Origin of the sequence: Paenibacillus thalictri (genome assembly GCF_004307995.1) — a bacterium.
Taxonomy (GTDB): Bacteria; Bacillota; Bacilli; order Paenibacillales; family NBRC-103111; genus Paenibacillus_AF; species Paenibacillus_AF thalictri.
In genome coordinates this window covers 113182-130469 of record NZ_SIRE01000005.1, presented here as the reverse complement: position 1 = coordinate 130469, position 17288 = coordinate 113182, and the positions used below count along the sequence as shown (strand labels likewise).

17 protein-coding genes are annotated in these 17288 nt (G+C 51.7%); 6 read left to right on the top strand and 11 right to left on the bottom strand.

All coding sequences use genetic code 11. The features are described from left to right. Positions 1 to 71: 71 nt before the first annotated feature. The 4 genes from EYB31_RS07120 to EYB31_RS07105 all read right to left on the bottom strand — a co-directional run bounded on the left by EYB31_RS07120 (position 72) and on the right by EYB31_RS07105 (position 4837). Positions 72 to 836: an ABC transporter permease gene (locus EYB31_RS07120; protein WP_131012897.1), complete on the bottom strand. Its 765-nt coding sequence runs from the start codon at positions 834 to 836 to the stop codon at positions 72 to 74. 56 nt (positions 837 to 892) lie between these two features. Then, complete coding sequence (locus tag EYB31_RS07115) at positions 893 to 1681, bottom strand: ABC transporter ATP-binding protein (RefSeq protein WP_131012598.1); 789 nt, start codon at positions 1679 to 1681, stop codon at positions 893 to 895. Between the two features lie 42 nt (positions 1682 to 1723). Then, entirely contained in the window at positions 1724 to 2731 is a 1008-nt protein-coding gene (locus tag EYB31_RS07110) for an ABC transporter substrate-binding protein (protein WP_131012597.1), read from the bottom strand. A 588-nt stretch (positions 2732 to 3319) separates the two neighbouring features. Continuing rightward, complete coding sequence (locus tag EYB31_RS07105; RefSeq protein ID WP_131012596.1) at positions 3320 to 4837, bottom strand: carboxypeptidase M32; 1518 nt, start codon at positions 4835 to 4837, stop codon at positions 3320 to 3322. Positions 4838 to 4959: 122 nt separating this feature from the next. Here EYB31_RS07105 and EYB31_RS07100 point away from each other — a divergent pair, with 122 nt between their 5' ends. Together EYB31_RS07100 and EYB31_RS07095 are read left to right on the top strand one after the other, a co-directional pair. Next, entirely contained in the window at positions 4960 to 5292 is a 333-nt protein-coding gene (locus EYB31_RS07100) for an iron-sulfur cluster biosynthesis family protein (protein WP_131012595.1), read from the top strand. Between the two features lie 69 nt (positions 5293 to 5361). Beyond that, a complete protein-coding gene (locus EYB31_RS07095) occupies positions 5362 to 5940 on the top strand; it encodes a beta-class carbonic anhydrase (RefSeq protein WP_131012594.1) in 579 nt (192 codons plus the stop codon). 75 nt (positions 5941 to 6015) lie between these two features. Here the strand turns inward: EYB31_RS07095 and EYB31_RS07090 are convergent, their stop codons facing one another. From EYB31_RS07090 to EYB31_RS07075, 4 genes are all read right to left on the bottom strand, one after another. After that, positions 6016 to 6555 carry a hypothetical protein gene (locus tag EYB31_RS07090; protein ID WP_165452278.1) on the bottom strand — a complete coding sequence of 180 codons (540 nt, stop codon included), beginning with the start codon at positions 6553 to 6555 and terminating at the stop codon, positions 6016 to 6018. Positions 6556 to 6693: 138 nt separating this feature from the next. Next, complete coding sequence (locus EYB31_RS07085; protein ID WP_131012592.1) at positions 6694 to 8154, bottom strand: sensor histidine kinase; 1461 nt, start codon at positions 8152 to 8154, stop codon at positions 6694 to 6696. Continuing rightward, a complete protein-coding gene (locus EYB31_RS07080) occupies positions 8147 to 8875 on the bottom strand; it encodes a response regulator transcription factor (RefSeq protein ID WP_131012591.1) in 729 nt (242 codons plus the stop codon). Before EYB31_RS07080 ends, EYB31_RS07085 begins: the two co-directional genes overlap by 8 nt. Position 8876: 1 nt before the next feature. Further along, entirely contained in the window at positions 8877 to 9404 is a 528-nt protein-coding gene (locus tag EYB31_RS07075; RefSeq protein WP_131012590.1) for a DUF309 domain-containing protein, read from the bottom strand. A 130-nt stretch (positions 9405 to 9534) separates the two neighbouring features. Between EYB31_RS07075 and EYB31_RS07070 the strand changes: the two genes are divergently transcribed. The 4 genes from EYB31_RS07070 (at position 9535) to EYB31_RS07055 (ending at position 13540) form a co-directional block, all read left to right on the top strand. Beyond that, positions 9535 to 9978: a hypothetical protein gene (locus EYB31_RS07070; protein WP_240762170.1), complete on the top strand. Its 444-nt coding sequence runs from the start codon at positions 9535 to 9537 to the stop codon at positions 9976 to 9978. Positions 9979 to 9996: 18 nt separating this feature from the next. Then, positions 9997 to 10272 carry a YxcD family protein gene (locus EYB31_RS07065; RefSeq protein ID WP_131012589.1) on the top strand — a complete coding sequence of 92 codons (276 nt, stop codon included), beginning with the start codon at positions 9997 to 9999 and terminating at the stop codon, positions 10270 to 10272. Between the two features lie 149 nt (positions 10273 to 10421). Continuing rightward, a complete protein-coding gene (locus tag EYB31_RS07060) occupies positions 10422 to 12353 on the top strand; it encodes a glycosyl hydrolase family 18 protein (RefSeq protein WP_131012588.1) in 1932 nt (643 codons plus the stop codon). A 290-nt stretch (positions 12354 to 12643) separates the two neighbouring features. Next, positions 12644 to 13540 carry a sugar phosphate isomerase/epimerase family protein gene (locus EYB31_RS07055; RefSeq protein ID WP_131012587.1) on the top strand — a complete coding sequence of 299 codons (897 nt, stop codon included), beginning with the start codon at positions 12644 to 12646 and terminating at the stop codon, positions 13538 to 13540. A gap of 140 nt (positions 13541 to 13680) precedes the next feature. Here EYB31_RS07055 and EYB31_RS07050 read toward each other — a convergent pair whose 3' ends face one another. The 3 genes from EYB31_RS07050 to EYB31_RS07040 are packed head-to-tail and all read right to left on the bottom strand — an operon-like array spanning position 13681 to position 17287. After that, positions 13681 to 15399 (bottom strand): adenine deaminase, encoded by a 1719-nt coding sequence (locus EYB31_RS07050; RefSeq protein ID WP_131012586.1) that lies wholly within the window; start codon positions 15397 to 15399, stop codon positions 13681 to 13683. A 22-nt stretch (positions 15400 to 15421) separates the two neighbouring features. Then, the gene (locus EYB31_RS07045; RefSeq protein ID WP_131012585.1) at positions 15422 to 16483 is read right to left on the bottom strand and encodes an ABC transporter ATP-binding protein; all 1062 of its coding nucleotides are present in this window, start codon (positions 16481 to 16483) and stop codon (positions 15422 to 15424) included. A 15-nt stretch (positions 16484 to 16498) separates the two neighbouring features. Further along, positions 16499 to 17287, bottom strand: a complete 789-nt coding sequence (locus EYB31_RS07040; protein WP_131012584.1) for an ABC transporter permease — start codon at positions 17285 to 17287, stop codon at positions 16499 to 16501. Between the last annotated feature and the right edge of the window lies 1 nt (position 17288).

The window sequence follows — 17288 nt, the reverse complement described above, 5'->3', positions numbered from 1 at the left end:
GGGCGCGGCTGCCGGTTGCGGCAAAGCTCAGCTTCAGGGGTTTTTGTGTCAAACATGTTCCCGGGATTCGGTTATTTACGAGCAAACAAACGTTTTTCCAAATAAGCGACCGCTTCGTACATAAGAGTTGCCGCTATGGCGATGATAAACACGCTGCCGATGACTAACGTAAAGTTGAATACTTGAAATCCGTAAATGATTAAATAACCCAGTCCTTCCTTGGATACGAGAAATTCGCCGACGATCACCCCGACCCATGACAACCCGACGTTCACTTTTAATGTAGAAACGATGGTCGGATAAGACGCCCGCAGCACCACCTTGCGGAAAATATCCGGCTTGCCGCCTCCGAACACCCGGATCACCTTTGTGTAGTTGGGGTCCACTTCCTTAAAGCTGTTATATACGACAAGTGTCGTAATGATGACCGTTATCGAAAGCGTTGTGGCAATAATCGAAATCATTCCCGGTCCAAGCGCCACGATAAACAGCGGGCCCAGCGCCACTTTCGGCAAGCTGTTCAAGACCACGATATACGGATCCAACACCCGCGACAGAAATGGAAACCACCAGATAGCCATAGCGATGACCGTACCAAGCAGCGTGCCAAGCACAAAACCGACAACGGTTTCCCAAAATGTAACCCCTACGTGCAGCAGCAATGTGCCATCCAGCGTTTTATCGATCAACAGCTGCATGATTTTGCTTGGGTAGCTGAACAGCAGCACATCAATCCACTTGAGCCTGCCTGCCACTTCCCATACCGCGAGAAAAACGACCAGCAGCAATAACTGCACGCTTCGGACTTTCCACGTTAATTTTCGCTGTACCTGCATGTATTCGCTGTACACCCGCGCCGTCAGTCCCGCAGGGGCAGCATGCGGATTGGTTTTCACAATTCCCTGCCTCCCTTCTGCTCCATCTGCTCGAACTCGCTCCACAAAACGTGGAACAAATCGTGGAAACCCGCCAGCTCACGTGCCGTAAACGGCGTAGCCGCACGAATGGTCGCCGGCACGGACACGGCTTTGCGGATTTTGCCGGGACTGGGCTGCAGCACAATAACCCTGTCGCTCATTGCAATCGCTTCGGAAATGTCGTGTGTGACCAGCACCGCCGTTTTGTGATGCGCTTTGAGCGTTTCCGAGACAAGATCCTCCAGGGTGAGCTTGGTCTGGTAGTCCAGCGCGGAGAACGGTTCGTCGAGCAGCAAAATATCCGGCCTGGTCGCAAGTGTCCGTACGAGCGCGACACGCTGCCTCATGCCGCCCGATAACTGATGAGGATATTTGTGCGCGGCATCGGCCAGCCCCATTTCCTCAAGCAGCTGAAGGACATAATACTGCTGCTGCTCGGTTATTTTGCCGGTTAACTCAAGACCGATCAGGCAATTCTCATAAATGGTGCGCCATGGGAACAAATAATCCTGCTGCAGCATGTATCCCACCTTGCGTGTCGGTTCGCTAATCACTTCCCCGCCGATTCGCACCGTCCCCACTGTAGGCTCCAGCAGTCCGGCAATCAGCGAAAGAATCGTTGTTTTGCCGCAGCCGCTTGGGCCGATCAGACTGACAAACTCGCCGGGCGCCACATCCAGCATCACATTTTCCACAGCCAATGAAGCGCCCCCGTCCCCTACATACACATGGGTTACCCCTTCCAGCTGCACCGCACTGTTCATCTGGTTCCCTCCTCACATCCGGTTTCGGTTATAACTCAGCGGCTACTTGATCGACTGTTTCGCTTTTTCGGCAAATTGATTGTTCACCAGTGCTTTATAATCCGTTCTTTCCTTCAATTCTCCCGCCGTCTGCATGACATCCTGCAGGTTGTTCCATTCCTGCTCTTCGATGATCCCGTCCGTCGAGAAAGAGCCCTGGTCCTTATAACGCTTGACGACACCTTGAATGATCTCTTTGTCGGTATCCTGAAAATAAGACGCGATGGCGTCGCTGATCTCGTTTACGCTTTTGGCTTGCACCCAGTTTTGAGCCTTCTGGATGGCGTTGGCAAACTTCTGAATCGTATCGGGATTTTTGCCGATAAAACTTTTCTTCGCCATAAACACCGTATAAGGAAGATGCCCGCTTTCAACGCCAAAAGAAGCGATAACGAAACCTTTGCCTTGTTTCTCGATGACGGTGGCTTGGGGTTCAAACATCTGCACATAATCGCCGGTGCCGGACAAGAAGGCCGAAGGAATGTTGGCGAAATCGACGTTTTGGATCAGGTTCAGATCCTTCTGCGGGTTGATGCCTTTCTTCTTCAGCGTGAATTCGCCGGCCATCTGCGGCATGCCGCCTTTGCGTTGCCCCAAGAAAGTCGAGCCTTTCAACGAGTTCCAGTCAAAATTGGCCACCTGTTTGCGCGCCACCAGGAACGTTCCGTCGGTTTGCGTCAGCTGCGAGAAGTTGATGACCGGATCGTCGGAGCCTTGCTGGTACACAAAAATCGACGTTTCCGAGCCGACCAGCGCCACATCGATGTTGTTCGTAAGCAGCGCTGTCATCGTTTTATCCCCGCCGGGGATGGTGCTAAGTTCAACATCAAGTCCTTGCTCTTTAAAAAAGCCCTGGGAGATCGCTACGTACTCCGGAGCGTAAAATATGGACCGTGTCACTTCTCCGATCCGCACCTTGGTTACACCGCCTGCGTTGTTACCGCACGCCGACAACACCGCCATGACCGCAAGCAATATGGCCAGCCATGCGGCCCACTTCCGTTTGTTCATGATGCAAGTCCCTCCTGTAATTGGTATTTGAGTTGTAATAGCGTATGCGCGAGCCCAGTCAGATGTGACCCCCTCAATCCCCCTAGCAGGGGGACCCCAGGCGCTGCGCCCTGGACCCGCCCGTCGGTGGTGCGGCTGTGTGCCGCGAGCCCGCGCATTGTTGCGCCTTGCCATCGCTGACGTTTGGCTTTGGCGCAACTGCGCTTCACTGCGGCGCGGTGATGTGGGGAGCTCCTGTGTGCCTCGGGCTCGCGCATTGTTGCGCCTTGCCATCGCTGGCGCTTGGCTTTGGTGCAACTGCGCTTCACTGCGGCGCGATGATGTGGGTGCAGCTACGTGCCTCGGGCTCGCGCATTGTTGCGCCCTGCCATCGCTAGCGCTTGGCTTTGGCGCAACTGCGCTTCACTGCGGCGCGATGATGCGAGGAGCTCCTGCGTGCCTCTTGGCCCGCGTTTGTCCCGCCTTGCCATCGCTGGCGCTTGGCATTGGCGGGACACGCTCGACTTCAGTGCGTTGCGAATACAAAAAAACCGCAGCACCTGCGCATGGAAGTGCAGGTGCTGCGGTTTAGTTAGTTAAACCATTCGATTATAAGCGATAGATCTCTTTATATTTTTGCTCCAAATATTGGACCAAATAATCCGGATTCAGCTCTTCGCCGGTGACTTGCAGCATGATTTCGCCCGGATTCAGCGCTTTGCCGTGACGATATACCTTCTCGGTAAGCCATTCCTTGATCGGCAGCAGATTGCCTTCGGCAATTAACTTATCCAGGTTGGGCAGTTCCTTTTTCATCGTGTTCATGAACTGAGCCGCGTAGATATTGCCCAGCGCATAGGACGGAAAGTAACCAAACGCGCCGCTCGACCAATGGACATCCTGGAGCACGCCTTCCCCATTATTCGCCGGCTCTACGCCGAGATACTCTTTATATTTGGCATTCCACAGCTCGGGCAGATCGGCGACTTTGGCAGCGCCGCTGAACAGCGCTTTCTCGATCTCATAACGGACCATGATATGCAAATTGTATGTAAGCTCGTCGGCTTCAATACGAATCAGCGAAGGCTGAACCTGATTGGTCGCACGGTAAAATTGCTCCACCGACACATCATCGAATTGCCCCGGGTAATTCTTCTGCAAATCGCCGTAATAACGGCTCCAAAACTCCTTGCTGCGGCCGATCATGTTTTCCCAGAAACGCGACTGCGATTCGTGAATACCCATCGATGTGCCGGTGGATAGCGGCGTACCGTTCAGCTCGGTCGAAATATTTTGCTCATAGAGCGCATGTCCGCCTTCGTGGATCGTGCCAAACAACGCGCTGTTCACATCGTCGGGCAGAAAACGGGTCGTGATCCGCACATCACCCGGATTCAGTCCCGTCGCAAACGGATGTACGGTCTCGTCAAGCCGTCCCGCGTTGAAATCGTAGCCCATCTGGCCCAGAATAAACAGGCTGAATTGGCGCTGCTTCTCCTTATCGAATTGCTGGTGCATAAAAGACGTGTCCGGCTGATCAGGCGAGGACTGCAAAGCGGAGAGCAGCGGCACCGCTTTCTCGCGCAGCGCGCCAAACACTTGATCCAGCTTCTCCACCGTCATGCCGGGCTCGTACATGTCGAGCAGCGTATTATATTTATGCCCCTCATAACCCCATAACTCGATAAACTCCAGGTTGACTTCCACCACTTTTTCCAAATACGGTTTGAACATGTCCCAGTCGCCGGCTTCTTTTGCTTCTTCCCAGACGGATTCGGCTTGCGAAGTCAGCACCACGTAAGCTTCATATTTTTCGGGCGGGATTTTTTTGCTGCGCTCGTAATCTTTTTTCGATTCCGTTACGATGCGCTGATCGATCGAGCCCAATTCGGCAAGGCGTCCCGGTTCGGAAAAATAGTCGAGATAATCGGCCATTTGCTCCGACGTCGAAAGGCGGAATGCCTCTCCCGACAATACGCCGATCACCTCCGAACGCATCTCGACGCCTTTTTTCGGGGCGCCGGTCCGCAAATCCCAATACATCAGGCCAACGGCCTCTTCATAGCTTTTGATTTTTTTGAGAAAGCTGCGAAACTCCTTAAGTTTGTTTGCATCGTATTCGGTCATCGTTGCGGCTCCTTTCGCAAATGAGATATTTTACTACTTATGATGATACTTTGCGCTTCGGACAGAAGCAAATAGTTCGCCATTTGTGGTATACTATTTTTCAGAAAAAGGAGTGAAGTGCCATGTATATTACGTTCACGGAATCTGCCGTTAAAGAGCTGGCCCCCAAGCTGGCGGAACCCGGATCCCGGCTGAGGCTCGTATACGACACGGAGGGCTGCGGATGCGCCGTTAACGGAGTGCCCGCCCTGCGCATTGCGCATCATGCCGATCCGGACGATATCGCCGCGATATCGGAGCCTTTTGCCGTTTCGTACAAAACGAGAGACGAAGTATTTTTCGAGGACAAGATGAAGATCGATTACAATGATGCGCGGCGCAGCTTTGAACTGAAAAGCAGCCAGCAAATTTATTCGACCAATATGAAGTTGTACGAATCCGTTCCGCAGCCTTAAGCGCCGGCATGGAGCCTTTGCAAGTAAAATTGGATAACAACGATACCGATAAAGAAGGGGACTTTATAGATGACATTACTAGCCGAACTGATCGATTATAACCAAAAATTTGTGGAAAGCAAATCTTACGAGCCTTACCGAACAACCAAGTTTCCGGATAAAAAAATGGCGATCATCACTTGTATGGACGCCCGGTTGACCGAACTGATGCCTAAAGCGCTCAATCTGCACAATGGCGATGCCAAAATCATCAAAAACGCCGGCGCGGTCGTCTCTCACCCGTTCGGGAGCGTCATGCGGAGTATTCTCGTCGCTGTGTACCAGCTCGAAGCGGAAGAAATATTCGTCATCGGCCATCATGGCTGCGGGATGACAGGCTTAAACCCGGACGAAGTCGTTCATAAAGCCAAAGAACGCGGCGTATCCGACATCACCATCGAAACGCTGCAGCATGCCGGCATCGATTTGAACCGTTGGCTGACCGGCTTCGATTATGTCAGAGACAGCGTCATCGGCAGTGTCAACATCATCAGAAACCACCCGCTGCTGCCCAGAAACTTACCGGTCCACGGGCTCATCATCAGCCCTGAAACAGGCGAGCTGGAAATCGTGCTTGAAGGTTATGCCTCCACGGCTGCTGTGGAGTAAGAGCCATATTCATAAACAAAGGAAGCGCCGACGCTGTGATGCACAGCAACCGGCGCTTCCTTTTATTATCCTCATTTATTTGGCCGCGCGGGCCTCAAGCAGCTCAATCAGCTGCTGCTCCACATTTTTGCCGGATAATTCGTCAAATCCCGGCTTTCGCGGCGGCGGCATCGGAGGTTCGGAAAGTTCATTCTCCTTATCCGTCCTGCGCTGCTTGAATTCATTGATGATCCGGTCCCGATCGCTTTCCGACAATTCATCCAATCGGGATTTGTCTTTATCCAGCGATTGAATTCGCTTCCTCATCCGCTCCTGGTAATCATCGTAAGCTTGTTTCTGCGCCGGGGACAACAAATCCATAATTTTTTTCTGATCCGCGCTGGTCAGTTCGCCCTCGGTGCTGTTTTTGCGGATAATCGGAAGCAGCTGCTGTGCCTGGCTTCTTGTAATCGCCAGCCCGTCTCGCTTATCCATCTGCATTAACGTTTGAAACAGGAAGACAAGCTGCTTTTCGGTTAACGTCTGCATATCCGCAGCCTCGGTTTCGGGAGCGGCCGGGCCGGTTACGGTCCCATGCTGGACACAGCCGGTCAACAACAAAGTCATATTTATCATTAGGATGAGCCAACGCACAAGAGACATCCGCACCAACCCTCCACTCTCAGGCTGCCGTGTTTCTTAAGATCAACAATAACGGCTAATCTTGATGAAACTGTGGATAGTTTGTAAAAAAAGTGTGAAACCTTCGTTAATTCAGTCTTCCATATGGAGAAGGTGCGCATCGCTCCACTGCGGAAAAACGACTGTAAATTCCGTTCCGTGCCCTACTTCGCTGTTTACATAGATGTGCCCGCCCATGCCTCCTACCAAATGCTTCACGATCGTCAACCCAAGCCCGGTACCGTCAGACTGCGACAAGCGGGACTGTTCTGCTTTGTAGAAGCGCTCCCAGATCCGCACCAGCTCTTCTTTGGTCATGCCGATACCGCTGTCTTTAAGCACAATGACGGCGTTGTCTTCCTCCTCGAACAGACGCACATCGATATATCCGCCCGCAGGTGTAAATTGAATCGCATTATACAGCAGGTTTTGCAAAATTTGCGCAAAGCGATCAGGATCCAGCAGCGCCTGAAGCGGGCCATGGATACCGTCCCCCAGCTCGGTTCGCACGGTAATGCCTTTTTCCTCCACCCGCTTGTGAATCACTTCCAGCACTTCTTCAATTTTATGCTTCAACAGGACAGGACGGGTCAGGAAAACATCGTTTCCGTTCTGAATGCGTGCCAAATCGAGCAAATCGACGACCAGCCGCTGCAGCCGCTGCATTTCGTGCTCGCATAATTTTAAATAATAGGAGTATTTCTCCTCGGGAATCACTTTATCGTTCATCGCCACGATCAGGCCGCGGAGTGTGGTCAGCGGAGAACGCAGCTCATGAGACACGTTGGCCAAAAATTCCTGCCGGCTGTTCTCCCAATTTTCCAGCTGATCGACCATGAAATTGAAGCTTCGCGCCAGTTGGCCGATTTCTCCCGTCGATGTGACGGGCACCCGCGTCGTGAAGTCGCCGTTGGCCAAGTCGATGGCCGCCTGATTCATCTGCTGCAGCGGACCCGCTAGCTTCCGCGACAAGCTGTACAGCACGACCGCCACGGCAATAAGCGAAAATATGAGCGGCACGACAATATTCACACGGACGGCGGCGATCGCATCGCTTAATTCCACCGCAGGCGCTTGCAAAAACACCACGATCGGCTGACCGTTCAACCGCTCAGGCGCGTAAAACGTAAGCGTGCCGTCACGGGTTTTGCCGCCGAACAAGCTTGAACTGCCCGTAAATCCGCTGCGTCCCTTCAATCCTTCGATGAACAGCTGATCCATCGATTGGGGAATCAGCGTATTTTCCAGCTCCGAGGAACCGTTCAGGATGTTTCCTTTGGAATCGACCAGCCAGACTTGCCCGTTGATGCTGCGGGCGATAATCCGCAACCCGAAACGAAGCTCCCGTGTGGACATCGTCCCCTCCTGAAACGAAGGCAGGATTCTGGTGATTTCCGTGAAGCGCGACTGCAGCAGATTTTTTTTATCCTTATAAAACAGCTCCGTAAAATAATAATTCCAAAATACCGCCAGACCAATAAAAAATAATACGCACGTGGCCAAAAAAGATAAAAAGATTTTCAAATATAAGCTGCCAAGCCAGCGCTTAACCATGGTGCACCTCGAAGGAATAACCGATCCCCCATAATGTCTGGATCGTCCATTCCTTATGTACGCCCAACTTTTTGCGTAAATTTTTCACATGAGCGTCCACCGTCCGCGTGCCGCCGTTAAAATCGAAATTCCACACATAGCCGAGCAGATCTTCACGTGTATACACCCTGTCGTGATTGCTGGCGAGAAAATACAGCAGGTCCACTTCTTTGGGGGTCAAATCAATTTTGGTTCCCTGCACCGTGACCCGGTACTGCTCCTGATCGATCATCAGCGAGCCGATGCGCAGCACTTTTTTCTTCTCATCGTAAGGCTTCGGCACCGGAAGCTGCTGGGGCAGCTGGGTCCGTCTCAGCACCGCCTTGATTCTCGCTACCAGCTCATTGGGATCAAACGGCTTGACGATGTAATCGTCCACCCCCAGATTAAAGCCGCGCAGCTTGTCGATCGCTTCACCTTTTGCCGTTAAAAAAATAATCGGTGTCATCCGGTACGGGTCTTCCATGGAACGAATGATTTGACACAACTCGAAGCCCGACAAATCGGGCATCATCACATCCAGCAGCACAAGCGCCGGTTTCGTTTCCCGCAGCGTTTCAACAACCTGCCCTCCCCGGTACAGAATGACCGGCTCAAAATCGGCATGCTCCAAATATAACCGGATGACTTCTACTATATTAAGCTCGTCGTCAACGACAAGTATTTTTTCTGACCTTTCCAAGTTAACCCCTCTTTTGGCGCAAATATAGTTCTCGGGCTCTTGCCTCAATCACATCGGAACGGTCTCGCAGCGTATGCTTGTGGATTAAAGACTCATTGTCCCCGTTGCTCGGCGCGCTCCATATAAGCTGCTGCTTGCCGCATTGCTCCAGACATTCGCGGTAAAGCTCATCGTCCGCCAGCGGGATGTCCAGATCGGTAAACGGTGCCGGTTCTTTGCTGTGAAGCTGCTTGGAACGCTGCTCCAAGATAGTGGTAAAAGCGTCAGCATCGATGCCAAGCCGCTCCAATCTATCCTTCGTCAGCAGTTCTCGCGCGCTGTCCAGCATTTTGACCGCGCCTTTGAAATTGCCCCGCCGCTGGTGATACATCGCAACCGCCGTTTGGATCAATCCGACATAGGCACGGCTCAGCGGATCTTCCGGGTGGTTTTTCCAATACTCCTCCATAACCTCATGACATTCGAAGTAATCGCGGTGCGCGTGAAAAAAAACGAGATATTCTACATAAGCTTGAGGATACTTTGACACGTTTGTCTCCCTCTTTTTTCTTGGTATATCGTATATTTTAACAAGTTCCGTCCAAAACTGAAACCAAGACGATATCCGCCCGTATTAAAAAGTGCGGAATCCATTTAAGTATATAACGGAGGGGATTTATTTGCTCAAAAAATTTACGCTTCTGCTCATGACCGCGCTGCTTGTCTTTGCTGTGACATTGCCTGCAGCCGTCGACGCAAAAGGCTATTCTTCGCCGAAGAAGAGCTTCTCGCCTTCAACGCCGTCGAAATCGCCGACCGATTCGCAAACGACAAGACCTGACGCGAATTCTTCTGCAACAAAAACGCCAGGCGCAACAACCAATACGCCTCAACAACAACGCGGCGGATTATTCAGCGGCGGCGGATTTATGAAAGGCATGATTATGGGCGGTCTGGCCGGTCTTCTGTTCGGCAGTATGTTCGGCAACATGGGCATGCTTGGCAACTTGCTCGGCCTAATCATCAATGTGCTTGCCGTCGTTGTAGTCGTTGTGCTCATTCGCCGTATTTACGTGTACTTCCGCGACCGTAAGAAGCTGAACAACGAACCGCATCGCAACTAACGGACGGAGGAGTAACGGATGAGGCTTGGGGAACAAGAGATCGTCAATGCGATCTGCCTCCATATGGCGCAGCGTAAACAGCTTCGCCCCACGGATGTCGAAGTTGAAATGAAATGGGACGAAGATTACGGATTTTCGGCGGAGGTTCATATTCAAGGCCGATCGCAAATTCTGATCGAAGCGAACATTCTCGAAGCGATCGAGCGGTATCTGCTTACAGAACAGCAGCTCCGCGTGTTCCGCGACCAGATCAGACTTTCCCTTGAGGAAGAAATTGTCGCCGATATCCTTTAAATTCGCTTAAAAACCAAAGTATTTCCGCCATTCCCACCACTTTCCTAGCCGGAAAGTGGTTTTTTGCGCTTTTTCTCTATGTATCTATCGCAACTATTAATTGCCGCGAGCGTTTAATAGAGTAGACTACATAGAAAGAGGCGTGATACATGTTTGTGAAAAAAACGGTTATCGCATTATCCCTGCTGACACTTGTGCTATCAGCTTCCCCGTCGGCGATGGCCGCAGATAAGACGACGAAATACCGCGTGTACCAAGACGATAAAATTTTGCTCGAAACTTCGGATTATAAATCAGCTGAAAATTATGCGAAGCAATTTACGTCCAGTCACGTAGAAGATATCGCCACAAGAAAGTGGCTATGGAACAATTATCCCAGATATAAATTGTATCAAAACGACTACAGCAGCTCCAGTTGGGAATTCGCCACGCTCGATCAGGCGATGCGCGAAGCAAGCAAGTGGACTCATGCGAGCATCCGCGATCTGCAGTCCAGCGGATGGGTGTGGAACAACTATCCGAGATACCAAGTATACCAAGGCGATAGCACCATGGGCGGCTGGGAATTCGCCACCTTAAGTCAGGCCACGGCCGAAGCCCGAAAATGGGGCAACGCTCACATTATCGATTTGAAGGATCACAGCTGGGTATGGGATAACATCTCTGCCGCGGCCAAGCAAGAAGCCCGTTCCTCCGGCAGCGCAGTCTATCAAGTATTTCAAGGAACGGCTACGATGGACGCCTGGAAATTCTCTTATTTGGAAGATGCTATCGCCGAAAGCTTGAAATGGGGCAACTCCATTGTCATCAATAACGACAAAGCCGGCCAGATCGTCTTCACCAATGTTCCGTCTTACGGAGTATATCAGAACAACGCTTTATTGCAATCATTCATCAGTCTTGACGATGCCGTTGCATACGCGAAGCAATGGGCGCATGCCAAAGTCGTCGATCTGCAGCAGCCGGGTTCATCCGGCCGTGTCGGCTTATGGACGAATTCACCTTACTATCAGGTATACCAGAGCGATAATCTGATCAACGATTTCAACACGATTCCGGACGCGTTATCTTACGCGATGGGCTACAGTAACGCTTCGATCCGTCTCTTGGACGGCACAAGCATCTGGGACAATTTCCGCAAGCTGCAATTCTGGGGCTGGAACGGCAGCTCGGGTGACACGACGATCCGCGGGCACGTCAACAATACGACGGGGCTTGATGTCGACTCCCCTTCCTATTTCGAGCTGGCGGACAATTCAGGCAATCTGACGGACAAATCAAATAAAGATACCGTCGCTTGGCTGAAAAGCCAAGGATACGCCGTTCACCCGCTTGTCAGCAACCAGTTTAACGCGACGTTAACGACGCAATTTCTCGCGAACAAAGACGCGCAGAACAAATTTATTCAAGCGCTGGTCAAACGGGCTTCCGAGCTTGGCGTCGACGGATTAAACATTGACTTCGAAAGTTTAAACGGGAAAGACCGCGCGGCTTTCACCGCTTTTATGAAAAATCTCACCGATGCGGCACATGCCAAAAACCTGATCATTTCCGTTGACCTGCCGCGGGGCAGCATCAAGTGGAACGCGCAGACCGCATTCGACCATGAGAAGCTGGCCGATATCGTCGATTATATCGTGACGATGACATACGACCAATATTGGAGCGGCAGCACGGAAGCCGGACCGGTAGCCGGCCTGAAGTGGGTGGAGGAAGGCGTTCAGGAGTTCCTGAGTTACGGCATCCCCCGCGACAAACTGATTATGGGTATCCCGATGTACGTTCGTCAGTGGAAAATAGATGCAAACGGTAAATTGGAAAGTAACAAAGCCCTGCTGATGAAAGACCTCCCGGCGTTGATCAGCAGCAAAAAAGCTACTCTCACTTGGGACAAAAATCATAATCAGTACCGTGTGGACTATAGCGAAGACGGCTACAGCTACGTATTCTGGCTGGAAAACGAAGACACGCTTAACGCTCGCGTCGAGCTCGCCAAAAACTACAATTTGGCCGGCGTAGCTATGTGGCGTCTCGGCTACGACCCTGCCGACGTTTGGAAATCGATGATTCAACAGAAATAGCACTTATAGATCCGCATCATAATAATGAGCGGCAGTTCAGGGATAGGCACTTCAGCTTCCATCCTTGACTGCCGCTTTTTTGTTGGCCTCACTTGCATTGGTACCAAATGTAGAAAAATGCAAATCATTAGGCTTTTAGTGCATTTTGTTCACCATAGTTTGTATCTACTATATTACATATAAGTTGTGTCATCTATACATAGACAACATTCAATACAAATGGTTGAGGCGGCGAGACATTCCCTTGCGGAATGGAACGGCTGATTAATAGAAATGGAAGGTGAAGTCCATTGAACGATCTCACAAGAGTAAATAACGGAACAGACAGACCTCCGGCCCTGGAAACTCATCAATCGTGGTGGGGCATGATCGGTATTGGCGAGAACGGCGTGGAATGGTCCATGGAACAAAAGCTGGAACGAATTGCGGCAGCAGGGTTCACCGGGATTTTGGGCCGTCTTCCCGAACCTCGTGACCGCGAGCAATGGCATCGGCTGTTAAGCGACTATAAGCTCAGCTTCGGTATTCATTCTTTCCCTTCTTCGCGGGCAGATTTGGAGTCGTTGCTGAAAGAAGCAAAAGACTTTGGCGTTGCGTACGTAAATTCACAAGTGATGGGCAATATGCTGCGGGATGAAGCAGCCGTGCAATTGCTGCAAGATTTACTGGGAGCGGCGGCCGAAACCGGGATTCCTTATTTTGTGGAAACGCATCGCGGGCGTATCACTCAAGATTTGCTTCGGACTGTCGATTATGTAAACCAACTGCCCCATTTACGGCTGACAATCGATATTTCCCACTATGTGCTTTCATGTGAAGTATCGTCGCCATCTATGGCGGCTGAGCTGAACCCGGCTCTTGATGTGCTGCTGCAGCGTACGTCCTCCATCCATGGCAGAGTGTCCAGCGGTCAACAAATTCAAGCAGATATCGGAGAAGCTGAACACCCGATGGCATCACCTTTCGCAGCCTGGTGGAAGCAAGGAATGTCATGCTGGCTTCAAGGTGCGCAGCCCGGAGACGTCCTGCCTTTCGTCAGCGAGCTTGGTCCTCCGCCTTATGCGATTGTTCAAGGTCCGGACGGGACCGGGCCTGAAATCTCCGACCGTTGGCAGCAAGCCCTTGTTTTGAAACGGCTCGCAGAGCAGGCATGGCATGAAGTGACGCTGCAATCGGGGATGGAGTAAAACCACAAACGGGGATGAAGTTGCCCGATGAGGTTAAACGCGCCTTCAGCTCTGAAAATCATCCCCTGCTTGCAAAAAGAAAAAGAAGCTAATTCGAGCGTGAACAGCTCGGTTAGCTTCTTTGTCGTCATCAGATTCAATTAAAGAGCTTGAATAAGCAGAGGAATAACCTTCCCTTTATTCACATCGATTAAGCCGTGATCGGTAATTTTGAGCGCCGGGCTAACCGCAAGGGAATGGGTGCTGAGCGACATAATCGGGTTATAATGGCGATAACCTAATGATTTCATAGCGCTGAGCAGCCGCTCTACCTCTTCAGCCGTCTGCTCAAGCGGAGCCTCGGTCAAGATGCCGCCTACAGGCAGCCGTAGACTGGCCAGCACCTTTCCCCCTTCGACCACGCAAAAGCCGCCCTGATTGGCAATAACCTCATTGGCCGCGAGCATCATATCCGTCGGGTTATGGCCGACGACAAGCAGATTATGATTATCATGGGAGTACGTCGTCGCCACCGCTCCCCGCTGGATCGTATCTCCACCGATCAGGCCGTAGGCGCGATTGCCGTTTCTCCCATAACGTTCGAACGTGGCAATCAGACCGCAGCCGCTTTCCTGCCACATCACATGCCCGCCCCGAACCTCAACTTCGGCTTGATGCTCCTCGATGAAGGTCGAACCATCCTTCACCATCATGACCCGGCCGGTATACCGCCCATCTCCGCCCTCTGCAGCCGGGACCACAAAATCGGTTACGGCAAGCTGCGTCAGCTTCACGCTTTCGTAAAAGTGCTGCGGGAAAGCGCGCTCGCTTGCTTTCGGCTCGTAAGGCTCGGTCACGTCATACACTTTGCGGCCGCGCTTATAAACTTGTTCCACGGTTAATTCCCGAAGATCGGAAACAAGTGAAAAATCGGCAATCTTCCCTGGCGCGACAGCTCCCCGGTCATGCATGCGCATTCTTCGGGCCGGCGTGAACGTGCTGGCATAAATCGCCATCTCTGGTTTCATGCCCATGCGGATCGCTTTACGCACGATATGGTTGAGATGTCCCCGCCGCTGGAACGAGTCGGGCATCACATCGTCGGTCACGAAGCAGAAATGCTCGGAAACGTCATGCTGGATCAAGTAATCGACGACTTCCGGCGTCATCGATTTTTCCTGGATCTCAATGAACATGCCGGCGCCGATCCGCGCCTCCATCCCCTCAATCGTTTGATGCGTATGATCGGAGTCCACTCCACTGAAGATCATCTGATGCAGCTCAAGATCCAGCAGCTTCGGTACATGCCCCTCAATGATCAGCTGAGGATAGTTCTCTCGAATGTGCCTCAGGATGTGATTTGTCTTGCAGTCCGGATCGGTGATCACATCGACATAATTCATGATCTCCCCGAGGCAAATGATGCGCTCCGTGCGCAGCAGCTCATCCATGTCCGCGATTTCAATCGAACCGCCCGTCGTCTCCATTCCCGTTGCAGGCACCGAGCTCGGAATGGCGTAGAACATGTCCGCTACGCATTCCCGGCTCGCCTTGATCATTTCCTTTACTCCGTCCAGGCCAAACACGTTGGCCATTTCATGAGGCTCCGGAACAATTGTGGTGACGCCGTTTCGAATGAGCGCGTGGGAGAACGCCTCAGGCGTAATCATCGAGCTTTCGATATGAAGATGAATGTCAATCAGGCCGGGAATCATGTAACGTCCCTGTCCGTCGATGATTTCACCCGGTTCGAAGCTCTCGGCTCCCCGCTTGCCAATATATATGAATTTCCCGTCCAGCACAGCTGCATTTCCAGGCATAAACCGCTTGAAATAGCTGTTAAAAATCCGGACGTTTTCGATCAATAAATCCACACGCATGCTGTCTGCACCTCCAAGTAAGCTACTCCACCAAAATCAACTTCTCCACGGGAAAGAGGACTCGCACCTCTTGTCCGCTAACATAAGGTTCTTCCATTTCTTTGTTGACGGTAAAATCCCCGAGCTCCGTTTCGATGACATACTGGTAGCTTCGTCCGAGGAAGGTGCTTACCTTCACACGGCCGGACAACACATTCGGTTCCGCCGCCAGTTCTTCAGGCTTACCCAGCTTCAAGTCGTCCGGGCGGATGGCTCCTTTGAGGCCCTTTTGCGCCCCCCGCCCCGCCCCTTGGAGCGCATTGAAAGAGTGGCCGGTCGCCTGAAGTTTTATCACATCTCCGTCTTCTTGCCTGCGGTCAAAAGAAATAAAATTGTTAAAACCGATGAAACGAGCAACAAACTCGGTTTTCGGGTACTTGAATATCGTCGACGGCCGATCAAGCTGTTCAATAATTCCCTTGTTCATGATAGCGACTTGATCGGAGATCGAGAAGCACTCCTCTTGATCGTGTGACACATACACTGTAGTGATGCCCAGCTCCTGCTGAATACGGCGGATTTCCACCCGCATATTGACACGGAGATTGGCGTCCAGATTGCTGAGCGGCTCGTCAAATAGCAGCAGGTCCGGCTCGATGACCAGCGCCCGGGCAATGGCGACGCGCTGTCTTTGGCCACCGGAGAGTTCCTTCGGAAACCTCTTCTCAAAACCCGACAAGTTGACGATTTCCAACATGCTGCGCACGCGGCGGTCGAGGTCCGCACCGCTTACCTTCCGTAAACGCAGGCCAAACGCTACGTTGTCATAAACCGATAAATGCGGGAACAGCGCATAACTTTGGAATACGAAGCCGAAATTGCGCTTATTCACGGGTACACGTGTGTAATCTTTCCCGTTTAAGGCGAACCGGCCCTCTTTCGCTTCCAGGAAGCCGGCGATCAGGCGCAGCGTTGTTGTTTTGCCGCAGCCGCTCGGACCGAGCAGCGATATGAGGCTTCCTTTTTCAACGGACAGGTTGAAGTCTTTCAGAATGTATTGGTGATCATAGGCTACAGCTATATTTTCCAAGGTTAACATGGCCATGGACGCAAGCCTCCATTATCGTTTGGTAAAGTAGGAAAATCCCATCAGACGCTCAATGACGAACATCAATACCGCAGTAAACAGCATGAGCAGCACGGAAATCGCGGCAACCGTCGGATCAAAGTTGTTCTCAACGTAAAGCAGCATTTGGATGGGAAACGTGCTGACTCCCGGACCGGTCATGAAAACCGAAATATCGACGTTGTTAAACGATTCTAGGAAAGCGATCAGAACCGCGGCAATAATGCCTGATTTAATGTTCGGCAGGACAACCGTGAAGAATGTTTTCAGCCTTCCCCCTCCGAGACTTAGCGAAGCTTCCTCCACGGCAAAATCGAAATTGGTCAAGCTGGAAGCGATGACACGGATAATAAACGGCAGCATGATGACGGTATGTCCGAGCAGCAGCGCCGCATAAATCGGCAAGTGATAGGTGATGATGACATACTTCAGCATCGTAAACCCGAGCACGATTCCCGGGATCAGCACCGGCGAAATAAAGATGGCGTTCAGCGTTTCCTTCCCCCGGAATTGAAACCGGCTTAATGCATAAGCGGCCGGCAAGCCCAGCAGCAACGCAAGCAAATTGCCAGCAAGCGACACCAAAATGGAAGTAATAAAAGATGTTTTGAACATCGTGACTTCGAAAATATGTTGGTACCACTTGAACGAAATGCCTTGGGGCGGGAATTTCAGCGCACTTCCCGGCTCAAATGAGGCGAAGGCGATAATCACCAGCGGTCCAAGCAAAAACAAATATATAAGAAGTGTAAACAGGCCGAGCCCACGGTTCTTCTCCTGCATG